This window comes from Draconibacterium mangrovi (genome assembly GCF_010586825.1).
In the GTDB taxonomy this organism is placed as follows: domain Bacteria; phylum Bacteroidota; class Bacteroidia; order Bacteroidales; family Prolixibacteraceae; genus Draconibacterium; species Draconibacterium mangrovi.
Window position 1 is genome coordinate 301435 of record NZ_JAAAGB010000005.1, and the last position, 20518, is coordinate 321952.

Here is a 20518-nt window from a genome sequence, read left to right on the forward strand (position 1 = left end):
AAGGACGAAAAGTTGGTGGAGAAGTGAATTCTCCACCGGCTTTTGCTCCTTTTTAAATCAAAAGAAATGGCAAAATATACAATTGGACTGGATTATGGTTCTGATTCGGTTCGTTCACTAATCGTAAACGTAGAGACCGGCGAAGAGGTAGCAAGCGTTGTGTTTGAATACCCGCGCTGGAAAAAAGGAGAATATTGCGACGCGCCAAACAACCAGTTTCGTCAGCATCCGAAAGATTATTTAGAAGGATTGGAATACACCATCGTTGAGGCGCTGAAACAAGCTCCTGAAGGTGTGGCCGAAAATGTTGTGGGTATTTCTGTTGACACCACCGGATCGACTCCGGTAGCGGTCGACGAAAAAGGTACACCACTGGCATTAACTCCGGGTTTTGAAGAAAATCCAAATGCGATGTTCGTACTTTGGAAAGACCATACTGCTGTGAAAGAAGCAGCAGAAATTAACGAATTGGCTAAAAAATCGGATATCGATTTCACTAAATACGAAGGTGGAATTTATTCGTCAGAGTGGTTTTGGGCCAAATTATTGCATGTAACGCGCGAAGATGCAGGTGTTTACCGTGCAGCTTATTCGTGGGTTGAGCATTGCGACTGGATTCCGGCAGTTCTTACCGGAAATACAAATCCAAAAACATTAAAAAGAAGCCGTTGCGCAGCGGGGCATAAAGCCATGTGGCACGAGGCTTTTGGTGGTCTGCCATCAGAAGAATTCCTGACTCAGCTTGACCCAATGTTAAGCGGATTAAAAGACCGTTTGTTTAAAGAAACATATACCTGCGATGTAGCGGCAGGAACGCTAAGCGAAGAGTGGGCGAAGAAATTAGGCTTATCAACCAATGTGGTAATTGGGGTAGGAGCTTTCGATGCTCACCTTGGTGCTGTTGGTGCTCAAATCGAGCCTTATCACTTGTCGAAAGTTATGGGTACATCAACCTGCGATATGTTGATCGCGCCGCTTGAAGAAGTGGGTGATAAACTGGTAAGCGGTATTTGTGGTCAGGTTGACGGATCGATCGTTCCGGGTATGTTAGGTTTGGAAGCCGGTCAATCGGCATTTGGCGATATTTACGCCTGGTTCCGCCGTTTACTGGAGTGGCCAATGCAAAATATTTTAGCTGACTCTGATTTGATCAATGAGGCTACCAAGAAAAAGCTGATCGATGAAACTTCAGGTAAGATTATCGCAAAATTGAGCCAGGAAGCGGAGAAAATTCCAATCGCTGAAAGTGGAATCGTAGCACTCGATTGGATGAATGGTCGTCGTACTCCGGATGCCAACCAGGCATTAAAAGGAGCGATTATCGGTTTGAACCTTGGATCGGATGCACCACGTATTTTCCGTGCACTGGTTGAAGCTACTGCTTTTGGTTCAAAAGCCATTAACGACCGCTTTATTTCTGAGGGAATCCGCATCGATGGTGTGATTGCACTGGGTGGTGTAGCGAAAAAATCGAAACTGGTGATGCAAATTGTTGCCGATGTACTGGATATGCCAATTAAAGTGGCTCGTTCGGAACAGGCTTGTGCATTGGGTACAGCAATGGCAGCAGCAGTTGTAGCCGGTGTTTACGAAAATCTTGGCGAAGCGCAGGCAAAAATGGGTGGCGGATTTGAAATGGAATACCATCCAATTCCTGAAAATGTGGAGAAATACAAAGCGCTTTACGAGAAATACAACAAACTGGGTAAGTTTATTGAATTTGATTTGAATTAATAACCAAAAAATAGAACCTATGAAGTACTTAGGAATTATGGCTTTAGTTTTAATGGTTTTTGGCTGTGCGCAGAAAGAAGCCTCAGTGGGACTATCAAGCGAAGATTTTGCGTTTGATAACAATGGGAAACCCATTGAGCTTTACAGCCTAAAAAACGATAACGGCCTTGTTTGTCAGTTGACCAACTTTGGCGCAAGGGTGGTGAGTTTGTATACCCCCGACAAAAATGGCGAGCTGGCAGATGTAATAGTTGGTTACGGTTCGGGTAAAGATTATGTGGAAAAACCGGAGAATTTTTACGGAGCAGTGATCGGGCGTTACGGCAACCGCATTGGCGGTGCTGCATTCTCAATTGACAGTGTTGAATACCAGTTGCAGAAAAACGATGGCGCGAATCATTTGCATGGTGGAACCAATGGTTTTCACCGCCAGGTTTGGGATGCTGAGCAGCTGAGCGACACGGAAGTTGTTTTTAGCCTGGTTTCGCCTGATATGGAATCCGCTTATCCGGGTACTGTAAGCGTAAAAGTGAAATACCAGTTAACAGCGGCAAACGAACTGAAAATTGAATATTTTGCCACTACTGATAAGAAAACGGTATTGAATCTTACCAACCACTCGTATTTCAACTTAAAAGACGGTGGAAGAACTTCTATCAACGATCATGTGATGTATCTGAATGCCGATTATTATACTCCTGTTGATGGGGGTTTAATCCCAACAGGCGAGTTGGCTGCCGTTGCCGGAACACCATTCGATTTTACTACTCCCACAGCCATTGGCGAACGTGTTGAAGCTGATGATGAGCAGTTAAAAGTTGGAGGTGGATACGACCACAACTGGGTTTTAAATACAGAGAATGACGTAAGCGCTTTGGCTGCAAAAGTTGTTGATCCGGAGTCGGGTAGAGTACTGGAAGTATACACCAACGAACCGGGTATTCAGTTTTACGGCGGTAACTTCATTAATGGAAGAACTGCCGGAAAAGAAGATATTAAATACGATTTCAGAAGTGCATTCTGTTTAGAAACACAACACTTCCCTGATAGTCCTAATAAGCCTGAATTTCCAAGTGTTATTATAAATCCGGGTGATGAGTACTATTCGGTTTGTATCTACAAATTTGGTGTTGAAGAATAGAAAACGAAAGATTTTTTGTTTTAAGTTAATTAATAGTTAGTTAAAGGTTCTGATTTGTTTTAGCAGGCAGGAAGAACCTAAAAAAAGGAGGTTGATTTCAACCTCCTTTTTGTTTTTATTCAGTGAGACCCAGATTACAGGAGAGAAACGAACTGTAATCTGATAGTTGAACTAATCCCGATAGCATAGCGTATCGGGATAAATGAGTTAATACTCCGATGCTTGCATCGTTTTTAACTAAATTCCATATTCATACCTCGTTAGCTCACTGCGAGGTAGTTCATTTTACACGTTTTAATGTTATTCCATCACCAGGAGAAGGACCTTGAGGACCGCCTTCCGGCATTTCTACTTTCAATTTAATTACTTCACCGTCCAGTTTCCCGGTGTGTTTAATGGTGCTGTCCATCATCTTTGTCTCGAATGACAAAGAGTTACCATCAACTTTTCCGTTACTGATCTCCTGGTCACCCATCGGGGTAGAAACGGTTCCGGTAAGTTTATCACCGTTCACTTTAAAATCGAAAGTAATCACCATGTCGCCGTCTGGCCCCATCTTTGCTTGCCATTTTCCGGTAATACCTTCGCTTGCTGTTGCGCTGATGCCCAACAAAAAGATAAATACCATTACTGAAGAAAATAAGATTCTTTTCATCGTTTTTTGAAATTTTAAGTTATTAAAATGTATGTAGTTGGTATCGTTAATTTTTACGATCTCCCACATTTTTAATTATTGTCAACAAGTTATTTATGAATCCGCTATTGAAGGAACATAATAGAAGAACCCGGGATTTTTATCGATAGAAAAGGTATTTTTATAGAAACTGTTTTTATATGAAAACGAATTCAGGTTACTATTCACTGATTGATTATTGCCTGAATTTCATCCATGTCGTATTTCGGTGTTGCCCCTGCTTTCGACGCCACAAAAGCTCCTGTTGCGCAGGCGAAGGTAATCGCTTCTGCAGGTGATTCCTTTTGCAGGAAAGCCGCTACCAACCCGGCAAGGAAAGCATCGCCGGCACCAACTGTGTCTACTGCGTTAACTTTAAATCCGGGATGCTCGTAAAAATTGTTTTCAAAATACATTGCTGCTCCTTTGTCGCCACGGGTAACACAAAGCATCTCTACCTTGTAAAGCTGAACAAACCATTTTATCAGTTCTTCCTCTGTTTTGCCCTCAATTCCGTTCCAGCCGGCAAAAACGCGTAGTTCATCATCGTTTAGTTTTACGATATCAGATTTAGCCAGCAGAAGTTCCAGCACATCTCGTTTGTCGTAAGGTTGGCGCAGGTTTACATCAATTAATTTTACCGCTTTGTTATCCAGTAATTTTAAGAGTGTTTCGCGCGTAGTTTGCTTTCGTGCTGCCAGCGAACCATAAATGATCAGTCCCGAGTATTGTGCTTTTTTAGCTAATTCATCGCTAAGCTGAATATTGTCCCAGGCCACCGGTTCACATATTTCGTATGAGGCATTGTTGTGCTCGTCGAGGTGAACCAGAACTTCACTTGTAGGCAATGTCTCATCGATTTGAATCAACGAGGTATCTACTCCTGAATTTTGCAAAAAGTCAAGGAGTTGTTTTCCTGCATCATCGTTACCAACAGCACTGGCAATTGCCGCATTAAGTCCGATTGCGTTTAGGTGCAAAGCAACATTCATGGGAGCACCACCGGGTTTTGCTCCCGATGGAAGCCGGTCCCACAAAACCTCACCAAAACATAGGATTTCGTTATTTGTAATATTCATTTCTATTAGTCTATATTTTGTACTTCTTTTCTTTCAACTTGTATTAAGGGGCGACTGTAATAACAGTCTGTCGTTTCCTTAAAACGGTGATTAAATTTAAAAATACCGGGGGCTTTGAATGCTTTATTACTGCGTTATAAATTCCTGAATACTTTCGTCTAATAAACGCTGGAATTCGCCTGGTTTTTCCCAAAAAACAAGATGACCAACACCAGCTATGATTTTAGCTTTAAACCCGGGAACATATTTTTTGAAGATCTCAACTTCGGTTGGTTCCATATCCGAATTAATGGCATGAAGCGGAACCTGCAATTGCTGAAGCGATTCGATACAGTTTTCATTCATCCATTTAATGTTTCCATGAAGTGATTCCTGCCATCCAACCTGAGATACATTTTCAGGGTAAAGACTGAGCACCCGTTCGAAATTAGCTTCCTGATTTGTTTTGTAGAATCCCATTGCAACCAGTTTTTCGTTGCTCATATTATTTAAAAGATCCATCATCATACTGTCCACTACGGGAATCATTTGCGGAGGTAATTTCCTTTCCGGATTCTGCATATTGTCGACAATGACCACTCCTTTTACTTTTCCCGGGATTTGATTGGCTGTTTCAACAACAACGGCAGCTCCCATCGAGAATCCTACCAGCACAACCTCATCCAATTTTAATTTGTCGATTACCGCAATTACATCGTTTGAAAATGCATTCATTGTCCATTCAGAACGGTTATTACCCGATTCGCCGGAGCCCGCCAAATCAATGGCAACAGCCCTGTATTTTTCCGAGAACTGTTCCATTTGATCGTCCCATATCGTTCGGGGATTTGTCCATCCATGAACGAAAATAACAGCAGGTTTTCCTTTTCCCTTACTGCTAAAAGCTATTGTGACGCCATCGTCTGATGTTGCGGTTATTGGTGTTTCATTCCCGCAACTTGTAATTATGAAAATTGCCGGAAGCAGAATGGTGATAAAGAAGAATCTGTTTTTCATAGTTGTAGTTTAGCCAGAAACAATTGAGAATTGTGTCTAATTCGTTAGATTTCAATGGTAACAAGATAATAAATTCAGTTCAATTTTTAGTCTTTCAAGAATAAACCGAAATCAGGGAATGGGGGAGAAATACTTTTGTTGGCTTCTAAATTGATGGGTCGATAATTTTGAAAATGCTGCGGGGGAGGAAATAAAAAGAGGACTTGGCAGCCCTCTTTTTTAATTTTCTGAAGTATTGGTTTCTCTGCAACTGCAGTAGCTAAACACTATGTTGCGAAAGTAGTCTGTATAAAAAATTTATCTGCCGCTGCCCTGGCGTTCGATCATCCAACCCGGGTATTCAGGAGCCAGTTTACTTACTTCGTTTAATTGGTCGAGTTCTTCGGCTTCCAGTTTTACATCTACGGAACTTAAGTTATCGGCAAGTTGTTCGGGTTTATTGGCGCCAATAATTACCGATGAAACAGCAGGTTGATGCAAAAGCCACGACAAAGCGATTTGGGCCACTGTAACGCCTTTATTGTCAGCAATTTTTCGCATAACATCCACAATGTCATAGGCTTTTTCTTTGTTTACAGGTGGAAAGTCGAAATTTACCCGCCGGCCTTCTTTTGTTTCTGCATCGCGGCTGTATTTACCACTTAATAATCCTCCCGCCAACGGACTCCAAACCATCAGACCCACTTTTTGGTCGAGAAGCAGCGGAACCAGTTCGCGTTCCAAATCGCGCCCGGCAATGGTGTAATACGCTTGCAACGAAACAAACTTGCTAAGGTGTTGCTGTGTCGAAATGCCCAGCGCTTTCATAAGTTGCCAGGCGGCCAGGTTGCTGCAGCCTATGTATCTTACTTTTCCGCTTTTGACCAGCGAATCGAGTGCTTCAAGCGTTTCTTCCAGAGGAGTAAGTCTGTCGAAACCATGAATCTGGTAGAGGTCGATATAGTCCATGTTTAAACGCTTTAGACTTTCGTCGGCTTGTTGCAGAATATGTTTTTTACTCAGCCCCACTTCATTGGGTCCTTCGCCCATTTGTCCGCGTACTTTTGTGGCAATTACCAGGTTGTCGCGTTTTAACCCGAGGTCGCGGATGGCCTGCCCGGTCATTTGTTCGCTCAGGCCCTCGCTGTAAATATTAGCGGTGTCAATAAAATTTATTCCGCCGTCAACCGATTGTTTTACTAAGTTGTTTACCTGGTCTTGTGGCAGTGTTCCAATAGCTGTCCACATGCCGCGGCCACCAAAAGTCATGGTGCCTAAACAAAGTTCTGACACGTATAATCCTGTGTTTCCTAATAAATTGTACTTCATGATATATGTTTTTTGTATTAGCAAAATTGTCATCCTCTTTCGAAGGCTTTCATTTTTGTATGAGCCTTAGATAAAGAGTGACAATGATAGCAGATTTCGAATTCATGATTTGTTGGTTTTAGTTCTACTGCAAACAGTCCAATGTCTGTTCTGATTCATCTTGCAAGTTTCACTGCTTTTTGAATTTAAATTCCGAAAACAAAGAATTGCATTTGCAAAGTATTTGTGAGTAATAAACTCTATACCTGTAATTTAATACTTTGCCTTCTTTTTTGCAAGGGATAGTGGGGAATCCTTTAAAATTGACTTTTCCACGAAGCGATGTTGAGTAGTATCGTCTGATGTTTAATGATGTAGTCTATTACTTACTAACTTCACTCATCTTTCTTTATTTTTATTATATTTCGAAGAACCTAAATTTTGACTATGAAAATCCAATCTCTATTACTTATTGCATTTCTCAACGTTTCTATACTGTCTATTGCTCAAAACGATAAAGGAACAGTAGTAACCGATACGATTTATTCTCAAAATCTGGAAAATGATTTTGGAGAGAATCCAAACCGTGCTGTTTCGGTTTATCTTCCTCCGAACTATCAAAACAGCGATCAGCGTTATCCGGTTATCTATTTTCTGCATGGTTTTATGGGCGATAATAAAATGATGGAGATGATGTCAGGTCTTCTTGATTATGCAATTGCCGATAACAAAATCAAACCTTTTATAATGGTTATACCCGATGAAAAAACCACTTACCAGGGAAGTTTCTACAGTAACTCGGGTGTATTTGGGAATTGGGAAGATTTTACGGCTTTCGATCTGGTAAAGTATATGGATGAAAATTACCGAACTATTCCGAAAAAAGAAAGTCGTGGAATTACCGGTCACAGCATGGGTGGTTATGGCGCTTTAAAAATTGCCATGCACCATCCCGATATATTTACTACGGTTTATGCGATTAGCCCGGGAGCTTTAACTATTGTTGCCGAGTATGGGCCAAACAGTAATACATTCAGAGAATTGTCGGCGATCAAAACAATTGAAGGATTAAAAAAATCCTATTTCGGGAGTGTGATGATGGCCTTTGGCCGCTCGTGGTCACCGAATCCTGAGAACCCTCCGTTTTATTGTGATTTTCCATTTGTTTATAACGGAGATGAGCTCACTGTTAATCAGGAGGTACTGCAGAAATGGTATGATAATATGCCTGTTCATATGATTGATGAAAACCTTGAAAACCTGCAGCAACTAAAAGCTATAAAACTCGATTGGGGCCGAAATGCCGGCGACCGGTTTACACTGCAATGTGATATGTTTAGCCAACGGCTCGAAAACACCGGTATCACTCATTTTGCCGAAGAATATATTGGTACGCACGGAAGTGGAATTTATACCAAAGACGGGCGTATTCCGCAGCAGGTACTGCCGTTTTTTGATTTTTATTTAAAGTTTGGGGAATGAATAAATAGTATTAAGAATCATCTTGAATACACTAAAAAAATGAAGGGCAACCTTTATGGTTGCCCTTCATTAATCAATTGTATGTTTTAGAATTTTGCCTTCTTTCATTTATTTTACTTGTCCGACTAGGGCATGTTACCTTTTATCTGTCCCCTAAGCTCACCACCCGGATTTTGTATCGTATGCACATTTACATAGGTTTTTCCTGCATAAATCTGCTCTACCAAATCCATTACAGTCGCACCTGCAAGTGGCCCCATTAGGTCGGAGTCCATAATTACACCTTCGGCCAGAACCCCACTGAAATAACCTTCGATAACCACTGGCGGTGGTGCCGATGGATACAACCATGCAACTATCGGTCCGTTTTCGCCCTCTGCAGCCCAATGGATATGTGACATTCTAACATCCATGATGCTGTCAACAATAACTTTGTACGACAATTCAGTTCCATCCTTGCTCAGTTGGAAAATGGCTTGTCCGGTAGCCATCGTTTCCACAGAAGGCACCTCATTATCTCCTGATAAATGCGTTCTGAAATTCAGAACCTTTTTAGCACTTTTGGTAACTAGTTCCTGCTGATCTTCAGGTATAAGATCAGACTTTTCGCATGATACAAAAGCAAAGATGCTTATTAGTACCATCAATACTGAAAGCTTTTTCATAATGTTTAATGTTTTAATTAATATACCTCAACTCCTGCAATATCCCCTTTTACTGAGTTGGCAATAGCTTTATGATCGTCCCCGATCCTTTTCATTCCATCAATTAATTGCAGTCCTTCACAAAGTGTTTTACTCTTGTCTGTTTCATATTGTTGGTTGTAGTAATTTACGAAGTATTTGAAAAAAAGACAAATATGTCCTTTAAATAAATATTACGTTAAAATTGATGAGAACTAAGATCTATCCTAATCGACTTTTTGTTGATTAATCAGCAAATAAAAAGGGAGTAAATGTTTACTCCCTTTTTATAAATAACACCATAGCTATTTTTTTATCGACCATCCCGTTTTCAAACCGAAAACGAACCAGCCCAAATACAGTGCCCCAACTGCAAAAATGGTATCGCCAATAGCACGTAGCCAGCGTATTGTTTCCAGCGTAGGACTTTCCAAAAATTCGGCTGAACGGGCATACCACAAACCATGCTTCACACTGGCAACCGTTTGCGCCAAACCTACAGGCAACACGCTAAGTACTACCATTAACAAAAGTCCTATGTTCATCATCCAGAATGCGTTGCGTATCGATTTTTCTTTCCAGACTGCATTTAAATCCATATCGCGCAAAACAAAAAGCATCAGTCCGATTCCCAACATACCATAAACTCCGAATAAAGCGGTGTGACCATGAACCGGAGTTGTATTTAATCCCTGCATGTAGTATAACGCTATTGGAGGATTAATTAAGAATCCGAAGATTCCGGCACCAAGGAAATTCCAAAATGCCACCGAAACAAAAAAGTATATCGGCCATTTGTAAGCAGTAACCCATTCTTTGGCGCGGCTCATTCGTATGTTGTGATAGGCTTCAAAACCCATTAATACCAGTGGAACTACTTCCAAAGCACTAAATGTTGCTCCCAGGGCAAGTACAGCTGTTGGTGTACCTGTAAAGTATAAGTGGTGGAAGGTACCGATTATACCCCCGGAAAGGAAAATTATCGTTGAGAACAGTACACTTGCTGTTGCAATTTTTGTTTGAATCAGCTGCATTCGCACAAAGAGAAAGGCGATTGCGACAGTTGCAAATACTTCAAAAAATCCTTCAACCCAAAGGTGAACAACCCACCAACGCCAGTATTCGGCAATTGAAAGGTGAGTTTGGCGTCCCCACATTAAACCGGCAGCATAAAAAGCTGCAATCGCAATCGATGAAATCAGGAACATGGTAAGTAAATGCCTGTTTTCATTCTTTGCTTGCAATGCCGGCCAAATGGCGCGACCCATTAAGAATAACCACAATACCAAACCTACCAGTAGGAAAATCTGCCAGAACCGTCCCAAGTCAACATACTCGTAGCCCTGGTGTCCAAACCAGAAATTTTCAACAAGTCCCAGCTTTTGCATTACGCCCATCCATTGGCCGGCTAAGGAGCCAACAACAATGATCAGCAAGGCGATAAACAAAAAGTTTACGCCAAAACGCTGGAATTTTGGTTCTTTACCTGAAATGGCCGGTGCTATAAATAATCCGGTAGCCAGCCACGAGGTTGCTATCCAGAAGATGGCCAGCTGTATGTGCCAGGTTCTTGAGATAGAATACGGGAGGACATCAGCTAAAGGTAAGCCATAGAAACCCAGGCCCTCTACTCCGTAATGCGCAGAAATTACACCCATTAATATTTGTACCAGTATAAGTGCAGTTACCACCCAGAAATACTTTAAGGTGGCTTTCATCGACGGAGTAAGTTGAGATCCCGATAAAGGATTTACCTTCGGAATATCCGGATTTGTATCTTCTTCGCGGTTGGTAGCATAATACCATCCCAAAAGACCAACGCCGAAAAGCAAAATAATTACACTAAATCCAGTCCATAAAAGCAATGAGCCTGTTGGCTCGTTACCAACCAGTTTTTCAGGAGGCCAGTTATTGGTGTATGTAATATCTTTTCCGGGGCGTTCGGTAACCGTTGCCCAGCTTGCCCAAAAGAAAAATGCATTCATTTTGTCCATTCGGGCTTCGTCCTTAATCGAGTTGGCCGGAATAGCGTATGCTTCCCTTAGATGTGCCAAATCAGGATCATTCATAAATAAACCGGAATAATGGGCACTGTTACTTTTAATGGCTTCGGCACGAACTTTTGAAACTATGAGACTTTGCGAAGCTTTGTCGTATGTGTTTTTCCGCAGTTCGTTTTGAAGGCGTTTTTGAAGAAGCGCCTGTTTTTCGTCCTGCAGGTCATCATACGATTGAGAAAATTCGGCCAACGACCAGGTGTCTAAAATAAAAAGGACTTCTTTATGCAACCAGTCGGCTGTCCAGTCGGGGGCTTTGTAGGCGCCGTGCCCCCATATGGTTCCAACTTCCTGTCCACCCATCGATTGCCAGACATTTTGGCCGTCTTTAATATCGGCCGAGGTGAATAAAACTGTACCATCAGGCGATACTACTTTTTCAGGAATGGGAGGTGCTTGTCGGTAGATTTCCCGGCCAAAATAACCAAGTATTCCAAACGAAATTACCATTACGAGGATAAAACCGATCCAGAGTTTTTTAGAATTCATAAATAATGATTTAAAAGTTTAGTACAGCAAATGTATAATAAAATTATAAAAGGACCCTGTTGTCCTTTGATAAAATGTTTCTATATTTGTCAAATAATAGAATAGCTATGGAAATCAGTAAAAAATTAACAGTAGGCGAGGTTGTAAAAGAGAATTATAAAACAGCACAAATATTTGATCGTAACAACATCGATTTTTGTTGTGGTGGCGGTATTACTCTTGAAAAAGCCTGTGAAAAAGCAAATATTGATATTGCAACTTTGTTACCTGAATTGGAAGCAGTAGTGCTGGCCAACGATCCGGATTCGAAATATATCGATTCGATGCAGCTAAACGAACTGTGCGATTACATCGAAAAAAGGCATCACTCTTATGTCAACGACAATATTCCTTTTCTAAGCGAAAAGCTTAATAAACTCTGTAGTGTGCATGGCGAGAATCACCCGGAGCTTTTTAAGGTTCGCGAAATGTTTGAAACGGCAGCCGGTAACCTGGCGGCACACATGCAAAAGGAAGAGTTGGATTTGTTCCCGTATATCCGCAAATTGGTCAAATTTAGAAACGGAGGAAATCAGGGATTGCCCGAATTTGGAGGAATTGATGCACCCATTCAGGACATGTTGAACGAACACCAGGCTGAAGGCGAGCGCTTTTTCGAAATTGCAGCATTAACATCTAATTATACCTGTCCGCCCGATGCATGTAATACTTACCGTATTACTTATCAAACATTGAATGATTTTGAGCAGGATTTACATCGACATATTCATTTAGAAAACAATATTTTATTTTTGAAAGCATTAGCTTTGGAAAAAGAAATTATTTCGAAAAACTAAGTTTATGTTGGCTAAAAGTACTGAATATGCAATACGGGCACTTGTTTTCATCCAGCTCCGAAACTGGGAGGAGAAACGACCGGGTGTTATCGAGATTGCAAAAGAAATAGAGGCACCTTCTGCGTTTTCAGCAAAGATTTTGCAAACGCTTACCCGACACCGATTAGTTGACTCGGCAAAAGGCCGGGGCGGTGGATTCTTTTTTAACAGTGAACAGAAAGAACTGACGCTGTACCAGGTGATTCACGTGATGGAAGGGGATGCCTGTTTTCATCGATGTGGTTTCGGATTAAAATCGTGTAACAATGATAATCCGTGTCCGTTACATGAACAGTACAAGGAAGTACGCGATAAATTTTTTGAAATCGTAAAAGAAGAAACCATACAAGCACTGTCGGATAAAATAAGAAGGGGAGAAGCTGTTTTAAACAGAGGAATTATTTAGTAATACCTTCCCTGATAGAAATAGTTGTTGGTGCCTTGTTAACCGGGTTTTGAGTGATGATTAAACGAGTTTGGCGAGACGATAACTTAAACACCTGCATTGCCTGTAAAATGTGTAATCTGTTTGCGCCGCGGGTATTTAAAGTTTTCGATAAAATGATTGTGGTGCCGGGGCTTGATTACACCTTATACGAACAGGAAATTAAAGAAGCAGCTGAAAATTGCCCCGTACAAATTATAATATTTGAGGAATAAGCTATGAGTGAACTAATTAACAATTCGAAGTACAGGAAGGAACAACTAAAGCATTTGATTTTAAAACTGCATAAGGGAGAATCGGCTGATAGTGTTCGGAAAGAACTGGTGGAATCACTGAAAAATATTCCTTACGGCGAGGTAGTTGAAGTAGAACAGGAACTGATGCAGGAGGGTTTGCCGGAAGAGGAGGTATTAAAACTCTGCGATGTTCATGGCTCGGTGCTGGAGGGAAATGTTGATTTGTCGGGGGCTAAAACCATTCCTGAAGGACATCCGGTTGATGTATTTCAGCAAGAGAATGTTGAGCTGCGAAAAGTGGCAGAACAGGCCAAACAGCAGCTCGATGAGCTGCCACATATAAGCGAAGGTGACTTTAAAACCTATGCGCTAAAGCTGGAAGGTCTTTTTAACCAGTTAATGGATGTTGACAAACATTACCAGCGAAAAGAGTATTTGGTTTTTCCTTATCTCGAAAAAAATGAAATCACCGGTCCGCCAAAAGTAATGTGGGGCAAACACGATGAAATTCGAGATCAACTGAAAGCTTGTATAACCATTCTGAAAACACCCGGACTGAAACTGGAAGATCTTTTTGATTCGCTTGAATTGTTGTTTTATGTCACTGTTCAGGGTTTGGTTGATATGATTAAAAAAGAGGAAGAGATTTTGTTCCCCATGGCCATGGATGTGCTTACTACCGAAGATTGGTGGAATATTCATAAACAAACACTGGAATATGGTTTTTCGCTGTATGATCCAAAAGTTGAATGGAAGCCTGAGGGCCTTACCGAAGAAGCAGCGGAAAGTAACATTACTTCTGACGGAAATATTCAGTTGCCATCGGGGAGTTTTTCTGCCGAGGAAATAAAAGCTATTCTGAACTCAGTTCCCTTCGACATGACTTTTGTTGACAAAAACGACAAAGTGAAATATTTTACCCAGGGAAAAGAAAGGATATTTGCCCGCAGTCGCTCCATTATAAACCGCGATGTGCGTTTGTGCCACCCCCCGGGAAGTACTCATATTGTTGAAAAAATATTGGAAGATTTTAAGTCGGGAAAAGCTTCACACGCACCTTTCTGGATACAAATGAAAGGCAAATTCATTAAAATCGAATATTTCGCTTTGCGTGATGAAAATGGCAACTACCTTGGAACTTTAGAGGTTTCGCAAGACCTTTCCGAGAACCGAAGTTTGGAAGGCGAACGAAGGATCTTATCTTATACTGACGAAAAAGAATAAGAGATGGAAAAACTGATTATCACACCCAAAACGAAAATATTTGATCTGCTGGAAGCCTATCCACAGTTGGAAGATATTCTGATTAGTGCAGCACCTCCTTTTAAAAAGCTCCGGAATCCGGTGTTGCGAAAAACCATTACCAAAATTACAACTTTAAGCCAGGCAGCTACTATTGGCGGATTGAAAGTGGAAGAGCTGATCAATAAACTGAGAGGTGAGGTTGGCCAGAGCAATGTTGATACGGTTGGCGATGAAAGTGTACATTATAAAACTGAAAAACCGGAATGGTTTAACGAGAGCAATATCATGGAAACAATTGATATCCGGGAGATGTTGAATGCAGGAGAACAACCGGTTCATGAAGTAATGTCGCAAATTAAAAAATTGAAAGAAAGTGAAATACTGAAAGTAATAGCGCCTTTTATTCCGGCTCCGTTGCTGGATAAATCACTAAGCATGAACTACAGCCACTGGCTTAACAAGAAGTCGGAGGAAGAATATTGGGTATTTTTTGTTAAATACGAAGTTTTATGTCGGAATTCACAAAAACCAACGAGAAAAGGCTCATAAAATTAAAAGAACTTTCAAAACTGATCCTTGATACCGGAAATGCACATTCCTTTGTTATCACAAATAAAGATTTTATACCATCGGTTATTCCCGGTGATTTTATTGCCCTATTCGATAGCCTGGTAAAAGAAGGATACCCGGTTGAGGACCTAAAAAAGCTTGCGAGTAAACTTTTGAATATATTTCATATTTCCATTGAAACTTACCCGCGAATAGAACCTCCTACCGATTCTTTTTTAGCGGTGTTGGAACAAAATAACCGGGAAATGGTGCTGGTGTTGGATGAAATAAGACCGGTATTTAAAGCCTTTGTAAAAGATCCCGGGAACGATGCTTTGCAAACGAAATTGCTCAGCAAATTCAAACAGTTGGAGGTTTTTGTAAAACATTACACAATTAAAGAAAACGTACTCTTTCCGGCCATTGAAAAAGCCTGGCCCGATTACCGTTGCCTGCAGGTTATGTGGTCTATCCATGATGATATCAGAGCTAATATAAAGTTTGTGATCGCCCAACTTGAAAATGGATCAATTGAAATAAAACAATTTAATCGTTGCGTGGGCGATATCTTTTTTAGTATGATGGCCATCAAATTCAGGGAAGAACATATCTTGTTTCCTGTGATTCTTTCTACCATAGACGAAGAAGAATTACAAGCGATGAATCGTTTGGGCTTTGAAATTGGCTATCCATATATTCAACCCCGAAATATTACCGAGGAAGAACAAGTTAGTGTTGCTGATGGATTTATAAATCTTGGAACCGGAATTTTAAAAGCAGAACAAATTAAACTGATTTTTAATCATCTCCCCGTTGATATTACTTATGTTGACGAACACAACAAGGTTCAGTATTTTTCTACTCCTCCAAAAAGAATTTTCCCGCGAACGGTTGCAATTATAGGGCGCGAGGTTAAAAATTGCCATCCTCCGGAAAGTGTACATGTGGTGGAGAAAATTGTGGAATCGTTTAGGTCGGGAGAAAAGGATGATGCTTCATTCTGGATAAGAATGAAAGGAGAGTTTATTCTTATTCAGTATTTTGCTGTAAGAGATCAATCGGGTAATTACAAAGGAGTGATTGAAGTGTCGCAGGAAATTTCCGGTATCAAAGCTTTGGAGGGTGAAAAACGCTTGCTCGACTGGTGATAGTTAAGAGTCTCTAAGTGGTTTTTTAATCAGTGAGACTTTAATTCCTGCATCCGTTAGCTAACGGAGAACTGAAATACTGAAGACGAACTGATCCCGGTGCGTAGCAATCGGGTGCTAATGAGGTCAATTCCCCGTCTCCGGGGCGAATTCAGAAACATCATACTTTTTCGGGATACCCAGTCTGTTTGTAGCGGGGTGGTTCATTTGAAATTTTAATTGAGAGATAAAATAAATATTATTAGATTTATGTTTGAGTAATACGACATATCCTGAGAGAACAATACGCTGTGGGGTTGGATTCAATCAATAAATTTTTTTGCGATTATTTGTGTCGGTAATCATTTAACGCGGTCTTGAATACTAACTAAACTAATACAAATGAACCTAAAAAGATTAAAACCTCAACTAATGTTAATTGTCTTGTGCACAGTCGTATTTTTCTCTGGAATTTACCAAACACAAGGCTCCGATTCGCAAAAGCCTAATATTGTTTTTATTATAGCGGATGATATTAGCTGGAACGATTTCGGGTGTTACGGAAATAAAGTTGTTAAAACACCCAATATCGATAAACTTGCCAGCGAAGGATTACTTTTCAACAATGCTTTTCTTACCGCCAGTTCCTGCAGTCCCAGCCGTTGCAGCATAATTTCGGGTAAATACCCTCATTCGAATGGTGCTGCAGAACTGCACACCGCATTACCCGAGTCCGAAATCCCATTTCCTTTATTGTTGAAGGGAAACGGGTATTACACAGCTCATGCCGGCAAATGGCACATGGGAGAAGCAACACACCGGGCTTTTGATCGCTATACCGATGGAAACGGATATAAAAACGGCGATGGTGGTGAAGCGAACTGGGTGCGATTTATTAAAGAACGTCCCAAGGATAAGCCCTTCTTTTTTTGGTTGGCGTCGTACGATGCTCATCGTGCGTGGGGAGCCGATACTTTTAAAATAACGCATGATCCCGCAAATATTGAAGTGCCGGTATATTTCAATGATACGCCGGAGACGCGGCAGGACATCGCATCGTATTACAACGAAATTGCCCGTTTTGATTACTATATCGGGCTGGTTAAGCAGGAATTACAAAAACAGGGAGTGCTGGAAAATACCGTTATTATTGTTATGGCTGACAATGGCCGGCCTTTCCCTAGGAGTAAAACCCGGGTTTACGACAGTGGAATGAAAACACCTTTTGTAGTGCACTGGCCTGTACAAATGGATAAAAATGCAGGTTATACCGAAAGTCTGATTAGCGCCGTCGACATTGCACCTACCATTCTGGAAATTGCCGATGTTGCTGTTCCCGAAAACTACCAGGGAGTAAGTTTTCTGCAAATTCTGAAAAATCCGGAAGCAGAAGTCAGGCAGATGGTTTTTTCAGAACACAACTGGCATGATTATGAAGCGCATGAACGAATGGTGAGGACAAAAGATTTTCTTTACCTTTTTAACGCACGGCCAAATCTCAGCAATTGTGGTCCGGCCGACTCGAAAAACTCACCAACACAAGCGTCGCTGAACGAACTGCGCGACCTTGGCAGATTATCTCCGGCACAGGCCGATATTTTTGTTACGCCCCGGCCTGTTGAAGAACTTTTTGACCTTAACCTTGAAAAAGAGCAATTGCTAAACGTGGCTTCCCTAAGTCGTTATCGCGAAAAACTGGTTGAAATGAGAACCATATTAAATAACTGGCAAAACGAAACCGGTGATACAACTCCTGAAAATTTAACCCCCGACTGGTTTGACCGTGAAACAGGAGAAAGATTAAAAACGGAACAAATAAGAGGAACAATGCCCGGAACCGAAAACTAAATTAACGTATGAAAAAACTACATTTTGTAATACTGTTTTTTATTGTTTTTTGTGCCTGCACAAAAGACGAAAAGACAACTTTTCAATTTGATCATCTAAATGATCGTGTATGGATTGGTGAGGATTTCTGGTCTGTTCCGTTGGAAAACTGGCAGGTAAAAAGTGGACATATAGTATGCGACGGGAAAGTGCTCAACTCCCGGGTTAACCTGTTAACCTACCCCTTGAGTGCAGCCGATGGAACTTTTTCGATTCGTATTAAAACTGGCCTTGCAGCGGATGGGAATAACCCGGGCTCTGTTGGCCTCTCGGTGGGTGTAAAAGCAATAGAGGAAGATGATGTGCGGGCTGCGTGCTATTTTGGCAAAGGCTTAAACGCTGGTTTACATACCGGTGGTTTTGCATTTCTCGGTCAGAATCAAATCGAATTACCCGACGATTTTGATTGGAAAAGCAGTACAATCTCATTAACCGGAAAGCAAAGTAATAATCTTACGCAGCTGAAGATGACGGTTCAAAGTGCTGACGGGACGGAAAGCATTCGTATTGAGGAATCTTTTGAAGGAGAAATTTCAGGATTGATTCAGCTCGTGAACAACTTTCAAACTGCAGATGCGAAAGCGAACGGACCTTCCTTTTGGTTTGATGATTTGGAGCTAGAAGGAAATAAGGTGATTCATCAACCCGGGAATAGTTTTGGCCCGATTCTTTTCAGTATGTACACATTGAGCAGGGGCGTGGTTAAGCTAACAGCTCAACTTCCTCCGCTTGGCGAAAAAGACAGCCATGAGATTGAGTTGCAGTTAAAAGAAGACACTGATTGGGTTGCGTATTCCAGCGAAACGATTGATCCTGATTCCAGAACCGCTACGTTTAAAGTTGAAGATTGGCAATCCGATAAGGAGGTACCCTATCGGCTTGTTTTCCGGGATGGGGAAAAAGAACATTTCTACGAAGGCACTATCCGTAAAGAACCAACAGGCCAACCCTTGAAGCTGGCCGGACTCACATGTCAGTTTCATTACGGTTTTCCTTATTCTCCGCTGGTAAAAAACTTAAATAAACAAAACCCGGATATGCTTTATTTCTCGGGCGACCAGATATATGAATCGAATGGAGGATACGGCATAATCAGGTATCCGGAAGATTTGTCCATCCTGAATTATCTCGGCAAGTATTATATGTTCGGATGGGCATTTCGTGATTTGATGCGCGACCGGCCAACCATCGTAACTCCCGATGATCATGATGTGTATCAAGGAAATTTGTGGGGAGCCTCGGGAGAGCAAAAATCACCCGAAAACTATAATACAGATGACCGGCAGGGATTTGCTCAATCAGTTAAAATGGTGAATGCAGTGAACCGAAGTCAATGTGCGCATCTTCCCGATCCTTACGATCCAACAACAATTGGCAATGGTATGTCGGTGTGGTATACTCATCTGGTTTATGGTGGAGTAAGTTTTGCAATAATCAGCGACCGCATTTTTAAGTCGGGCCCTGATTTGGTATCAACCTGGGACGGCAGAAAAGATCATATCAGCGAACCATTAAAAAACTTTTCACAGGTTGAAAAACCGGAGTTAAAAATGCTTGGCGATCGACAACTGGATTTTCTTAATTTCTGGATCAAAGACTGGAAACATGCAAAAATGAAAGTCTTGCTAAACCAAACCATTTTTGCCAATACTGCCACTCATCACGGTTCATACAACGGATATCTTTACGGAGATATGGATTCCGGAGGATGGCCAAAATCGGGAAGAGACAAAGCGCTAAAAATTATTCGTAAGGCGGCTGCTTTTCAAGTTGCAGGCGATCAGCACTTGCCCAGCGTCATACAGTACGGTATCGATGAATACCAGGATGCCGGCTGGTGTTTCTGTACTCCTGCTATTACTGTAGGCTATCAACGCTGGTTCAGACCCGACGATTTAGGAATTCCTGTTCAAAACCGCCCTTCGCATAATCATCCAAACACGGGTAATTACCAAGATGCTTTTGGTAATAAAACCTATGTTTATGCTGTAGGTAATCCGGGCAGAAAAAAGACGGATGAGAACAGGTATGTTATGGCTAACCTAAGATCATCGGGTTATGGTTTAATTGAGTTGGATACTGAAACCCGAAATATAACCCTGGATGCGATACGTTTCCTGGCCGATGCCGAAAATCCAAAAAATGAAGATCACTTTTCAGGATGGCCATTAACCATATCACAGTTTGATAATTTTGGAAAAGTAAACCAGATAAAGCTTCCAACTATAAAGGTGTTGGGAGATGCCGACCCGGTGGTTGAAGTGATTAATGAACAAACCGGGGAAACGGAAAGTATCGTGCGGATTAAAGGAAATGAGTTTCACCCCGTCGCTTATCAAAAAGGGAAGTACACCATAAAAGTTACCTACCCCGAGAAGAACACGATAAAAGAGGTGACGGGCATTTCCTCTGGAGATACTGAATCGGAAATAGAAATTACGTTTTAAATATTTAGTAGTAAAATATCATCCGCTAACAACATTTAACCAGAAGATATGATCGAATGAAACGAAATATTTTAAACGGATGAAAC

Annotated in this window: 17 protein-coding genes; 11 read left to right on the forward strand and 6 right to left on the reverse strand. The window is 41.3% G+C overall.

Annotated elements, in window-relative coordinates:
* The first annotated feature begins 66 nt into the window (after nucleotides 1–66).
* Both G4420_RS14665 and G4420_RS14670 read left to right on the forward strand, forming a co-directional pair.
* Nucleotides 67–1734, forward strand: coding sequence for a ribulokinase (locus G4420_RS14665; RefSeq protein WP_163324683.1), 1668 nt, complete (start codon nucleotides 67–69; stop codon nucleotides 1732–1734).
* Nucleotides 1735–1753: 19 nt separating this feature from the next.
* Entirely contained in the window at nucleotides 1754–2875 is a 1122-nt protein-coding gene (locus G4420_RS14670; protein WP_163324684.1) for an aldose epimerase family protein, read from the forward strand.
* 280 nt (nucleotides 2876–3155) lie between these two features.
* Here G4420_RS14670 and G4420_RS14675 read toward each other — a convergent pair whose 3' ends face one another.
* The 4 genes from G4420_RS14675 to G4420_RS14690 all read right to left on the reverse strand — a co-directional run bounded on the left by G4420_RS14675 (nucleotide 3156) and on the right by G4420_RS14690 (nucleotide 6931).
* A complete protein-coding gene (locus G4420_RS14675; RefSeq protein WP_163324685.1) occupies nucleotides 3156–3530 on the reverse strand; it encodes a DUF2147 domain-containing protein in 375 nt (124 codons plus the stop codon).
* A gap of 203 nt (nucleotides 3531–3733) precedes the next feature.
* A complete protein-coding gene (locus G4420_RS14680; protein ID WP_163324686.1) occupies nucleotides 3734–4627 on the reverse strand; it encodes a carbohydrate kinase family protein in 894 nt (297 codons plus the stop codon).
* A gap of 126 nt (nucleotides 4628–4753) precedes the next feature.
* Complete coding sequence (locus G4420_RS14685; RefSeq protein ID WP_163324687.1) at nucleotides 4754–5623, reverse strand: alpha/beta fold hydrolase; 870 nt, start codon at nucleotides 5621–5623, stop codon at nucleotides 4754–4756.
* Nucleotides 5624–5920: 297 nt separating this feature from the next.
* Nucleotides 5921–6931: an aldo/keto reductase gene (locus G4420_RS14690; RefSeq protein ID WP_163324688.1), complete on the reverse strand. Its 1011-nt coding sequence runs from the start codon at nucleotides 6929–6931 to the stop codon at nucleotides 5921–5923.
* A gap of 426 nt (nucleotides 6932–7357) precedes the next feature.
* On the opposite strand from G4420_RS14690, the gene G4420_RS14695 reads away from it, so the two are divergent.
* Nucleotides 7358–8392 carry an alpha/beta hydrolase gene (locus G4420_RS14695; RefSeq protein WP_163324689.1) on the forward strand — a complete coding sequence of 345 codons (1035 nt, stop codon included), beginning with the start codon at nucleotides 7358–7360 and terminating at the stop codon, nucleotides 8390–8392.
* 125 nt (nucleotides 8393–8517) lie between these two features.
* On the opposite strand, the gene G4420_RS14700 is transcribed toward G4420_RS14695, so the two are convergent.
* Together G4420_RS14700 and G4420_RS14705 are read right to left on the reverse strand one after the other, a co-directional pair.
* Nucleotides 8518–9057: a CHRD domain-containing protein gene (locus G4420_RS14700; protein WP_204273701.1), complete on the reverse strand. Its 540-nt coding sequence runs from the start codon at nucleotides 9055–9057 to the stop codon at nucleotides 8518–8520.
* A gap of 323 nt (nucleotides 9058–9380) precedes the next feature.
* Nucleotides 9381–11621, reverse strand: a complete 2241-nt coding sequence (locus G4420_RS14705; protein ID WP_163324690.1) for a nitric-oxide reductase large subunit — start codon at nucleotides 11619–11621, stop codon at nucleotides 9381–9383.
* A 107-nt stretch (nucleotides 11622–11728) separates the two neighbouring features.
* On the opposite strand from G4420_RS14705, the gene ric reads away from it, so the two are divergent.
* From ric to G4420_RS14745, 8 genes are all read left to right on the forward strand, one after another.
* Entirely contained in the window at nucleotides 11729–12457 is a 729-nt protein-coding gene (ric, locus tag G4420_RS14710; RefSeq protein ID WP_163324691.1) for an iron-sulfur cluster repair di-iron protein, read from the forward strand.
* 4 nt (nucleotides 12458–12461) lie between these two features.
* Nucleotides 12462–12902, forward strand: a complete 441-nt coding sequence (locus G4420_RS14715; RefSeq protein ID WP_163324692.1) for an RrF2 family transcriptional regulator — start codon at nucleotides 12462–12464, stop codon at nucleotides 12900–12902.
* 56 nt (nucleotides 12903–12958) lie between these two features.
* The gene (locus G4420_RS14720) at nucleotides 12959–13156 is read left to right on the forward strand and encodes a ferredoxin (RefSeq protein ID WP_163324693.1); all 198 of its coding nucleotides are present in this window, start codon (nucleotides 12959–12961) and stop codon (nucleotides 13154–13156) included.
* A gap of 3 nt (nucleotides 13157–13159) precedes the next feature.
* Nucleotides 13160–14401: a DUF438 domain-containing protein gene (locus G4420_RS14725; RefSeq protein WP_163324694.1), complete on the forward strand. Its 1242-nt coding sequence runs from the start codon at nucleotides 13160–13162 to the stop codon at nucleotides 14399–14401.
* Between the two features lie 3 nt (nucleotides 14402–14404).
* On the forward strand, nucleotides 14405–14971 hold the full coding sequence (locus tag G4420_RS14730; protein ID WP_163324695.1) for a DUF1858 domain-containing protein: 567 nt from the start codon (nucleotides 14405–14407) through the stop codon (nucleotides 14969–14971).
* On the forward strand, nucleotides 14932–16119 hold the full coding sequence (locus G4420_RS14735; RefSeq protein ID WP_163324696.1) for a DUF438 domain-containing protein: 1188 nt from the start codon (nucleotides 14932–14934) through the stop codon (nucleotides 16117–16119). The genes G4420_RS14730 and G4420_RS14735 overlap by 40 nt, the downstream gene beginning before the upstream one ends.
* A gap of 381 nt (nucleotides 16120–16500) precedes the next feature.
* Nucleotides 16501–17946: a sulfatase family protein gene (locus tag G4420_RS14740; protein WP_204273702.1), complete on the forward strand. Its 1446-nt coding sequence runs from the start codon at nucleotides 16501–16503 to the stop codon at nucleotides 17944–17946.
* Between the two features lie 8 nt (nucleotides 17947–17954).
* Nucleotides 17955–20432 (forward strand): alkaline phosphatase D family protein, encoded by a 2478-nt coding sequence (locus G4420_RS14745; RefSeq protein WP_163324697.1) that lies wholly within the window; start codon nucleotides 17955–17957, stop codon nucleotides 20430–20432.
* Nucleotides 20433–20518: the final 86 nt, after the last annotated feature.

What these genes read in the sequence shown, in the direction of transcription:
- G4420_RS14665 (WP_163324683.1), top strand. Translation starts at nt 67, where the DNA reads ATGGCAAAATATACAATTGGACTGGATTATGGTTCTGATTCGGTTCGT.
- G4420_RS14670 (WP_163324684.1), top strand. Translation starts at nt 1,754, where the DNA reads ATGAAGTACTTAGGAATTATGGCTTTAGTTTTAATGGTTTTTGGCTGT.
- G4420_RS14675 (WP_163324685.1), bottom strand. Translation starts at nt 3,530, where the DNA reads ATGAAAAGAATCTTATTTTCTTCAGTAATGGTATTTATCTTTTTGTTG.
- G4420_RS14680 (WP_163324686.1), bottom strand. Translation starts at nt 4,627, where the DNA reads ATGAATATTACAAATAACGAAATCCTATGTTTTGGTGAGGTTTTGTGG.
- G4420_RS14685 (WP_163324687.1), bottom strand. Translation starts at nt 5,623, where the DNA reads ATGAAAAACAGATTCTTCTTTATCACCATTCTGCTTCCGGCAATTTTC.
- G4420_RS14690 (WP_163324688.1), bottom strand. Translation starts at nt 6,931, where the DNA reads ATGAAGTACAATTTATTAGGAAACACAGGATTATACGTGTCAGAACTT.
- G4420_RS14695 (WP_163324689.1), top strand. Translation starts at nt 7,358, where the DNA reads ATGAAAATCCAATCTCTATTACTTATTGCATTTCTCAACGTTTCTATA.
- G4420_RS14700 (WP_204273701.1), bottom strand. Translation starts at nt 9,057, where the DNA reads ATGAAAAAGCTTTCAGTATTGATGGTACTAATAAGCATCTTTGCTTTT.
- G4420_RS14705 (WP_163324690.1), bottom strand. Translation starts at nt 11,621, where the DNA reads ATGAATTCTAAAAAACTCTGGATCGGTTTTATCCTCGTAATGGTAATT.
- ric (WP_163324691.1), top strand. Translation starts at nt 11,729, where the DNA reads ATGGAAATCAGTAAAAAATTAACAGTAGGCGAGGTTGTAAAAGAGAAT.
- G4420_RS14715 (WP_163324692.1), top strand. Translation starts at nt 12,462, where the DNA reads ATGTTGGCTAAAAGTACTGAATATGCAATACGGGCACTTGTTTTCATC.
- G4420_RS14720 (WP_163324693.1), top strand. Translation starts at nt 12,959, where the DNA reads ATGATTAAACGAGTTTGGCGAGACGATAACTTAAACACCTGCATTGCC.
- G4420_RS14725 (WP_163324694.1), top strand. Translation starts at nt 13,160, where the DNA reads ATGAGTGAACTAATTAACAATTCGAAGTACAGGAAGGAACAACTAAAG.
- G4420_RS14730 (WP_163324695.1), top strand. Translation starts at nt 14,405, where the DNA reads ATGGAAAAACTGATTATCACACCCAAAACGAAAATATTTGATCTGCTG.
- G4420_RS14735 (WP_163324696.1), top strand. Translation starts at nt 14,932, where the DNA reads ATGTCGGAATTCACAAAAACCAACGAGAAAAGGCTCATAAAATTAAAA.
- G4420_RS14740 (WP_204273702.1), top strand. Translation starts at nt 16,501, where the DNA reads ATGAACCTAAAAAGATTAAAACCTCAACTAATGTTAATTGTCTTGTGC.
- G4420_RS14745 (WP_163324697.1), top strand. Translation starts at nt 17,955, where the DNA reads ATGAAAAAACTACATTTTGTAATACTGTTTTTTATTGTTTTTTGTGCC.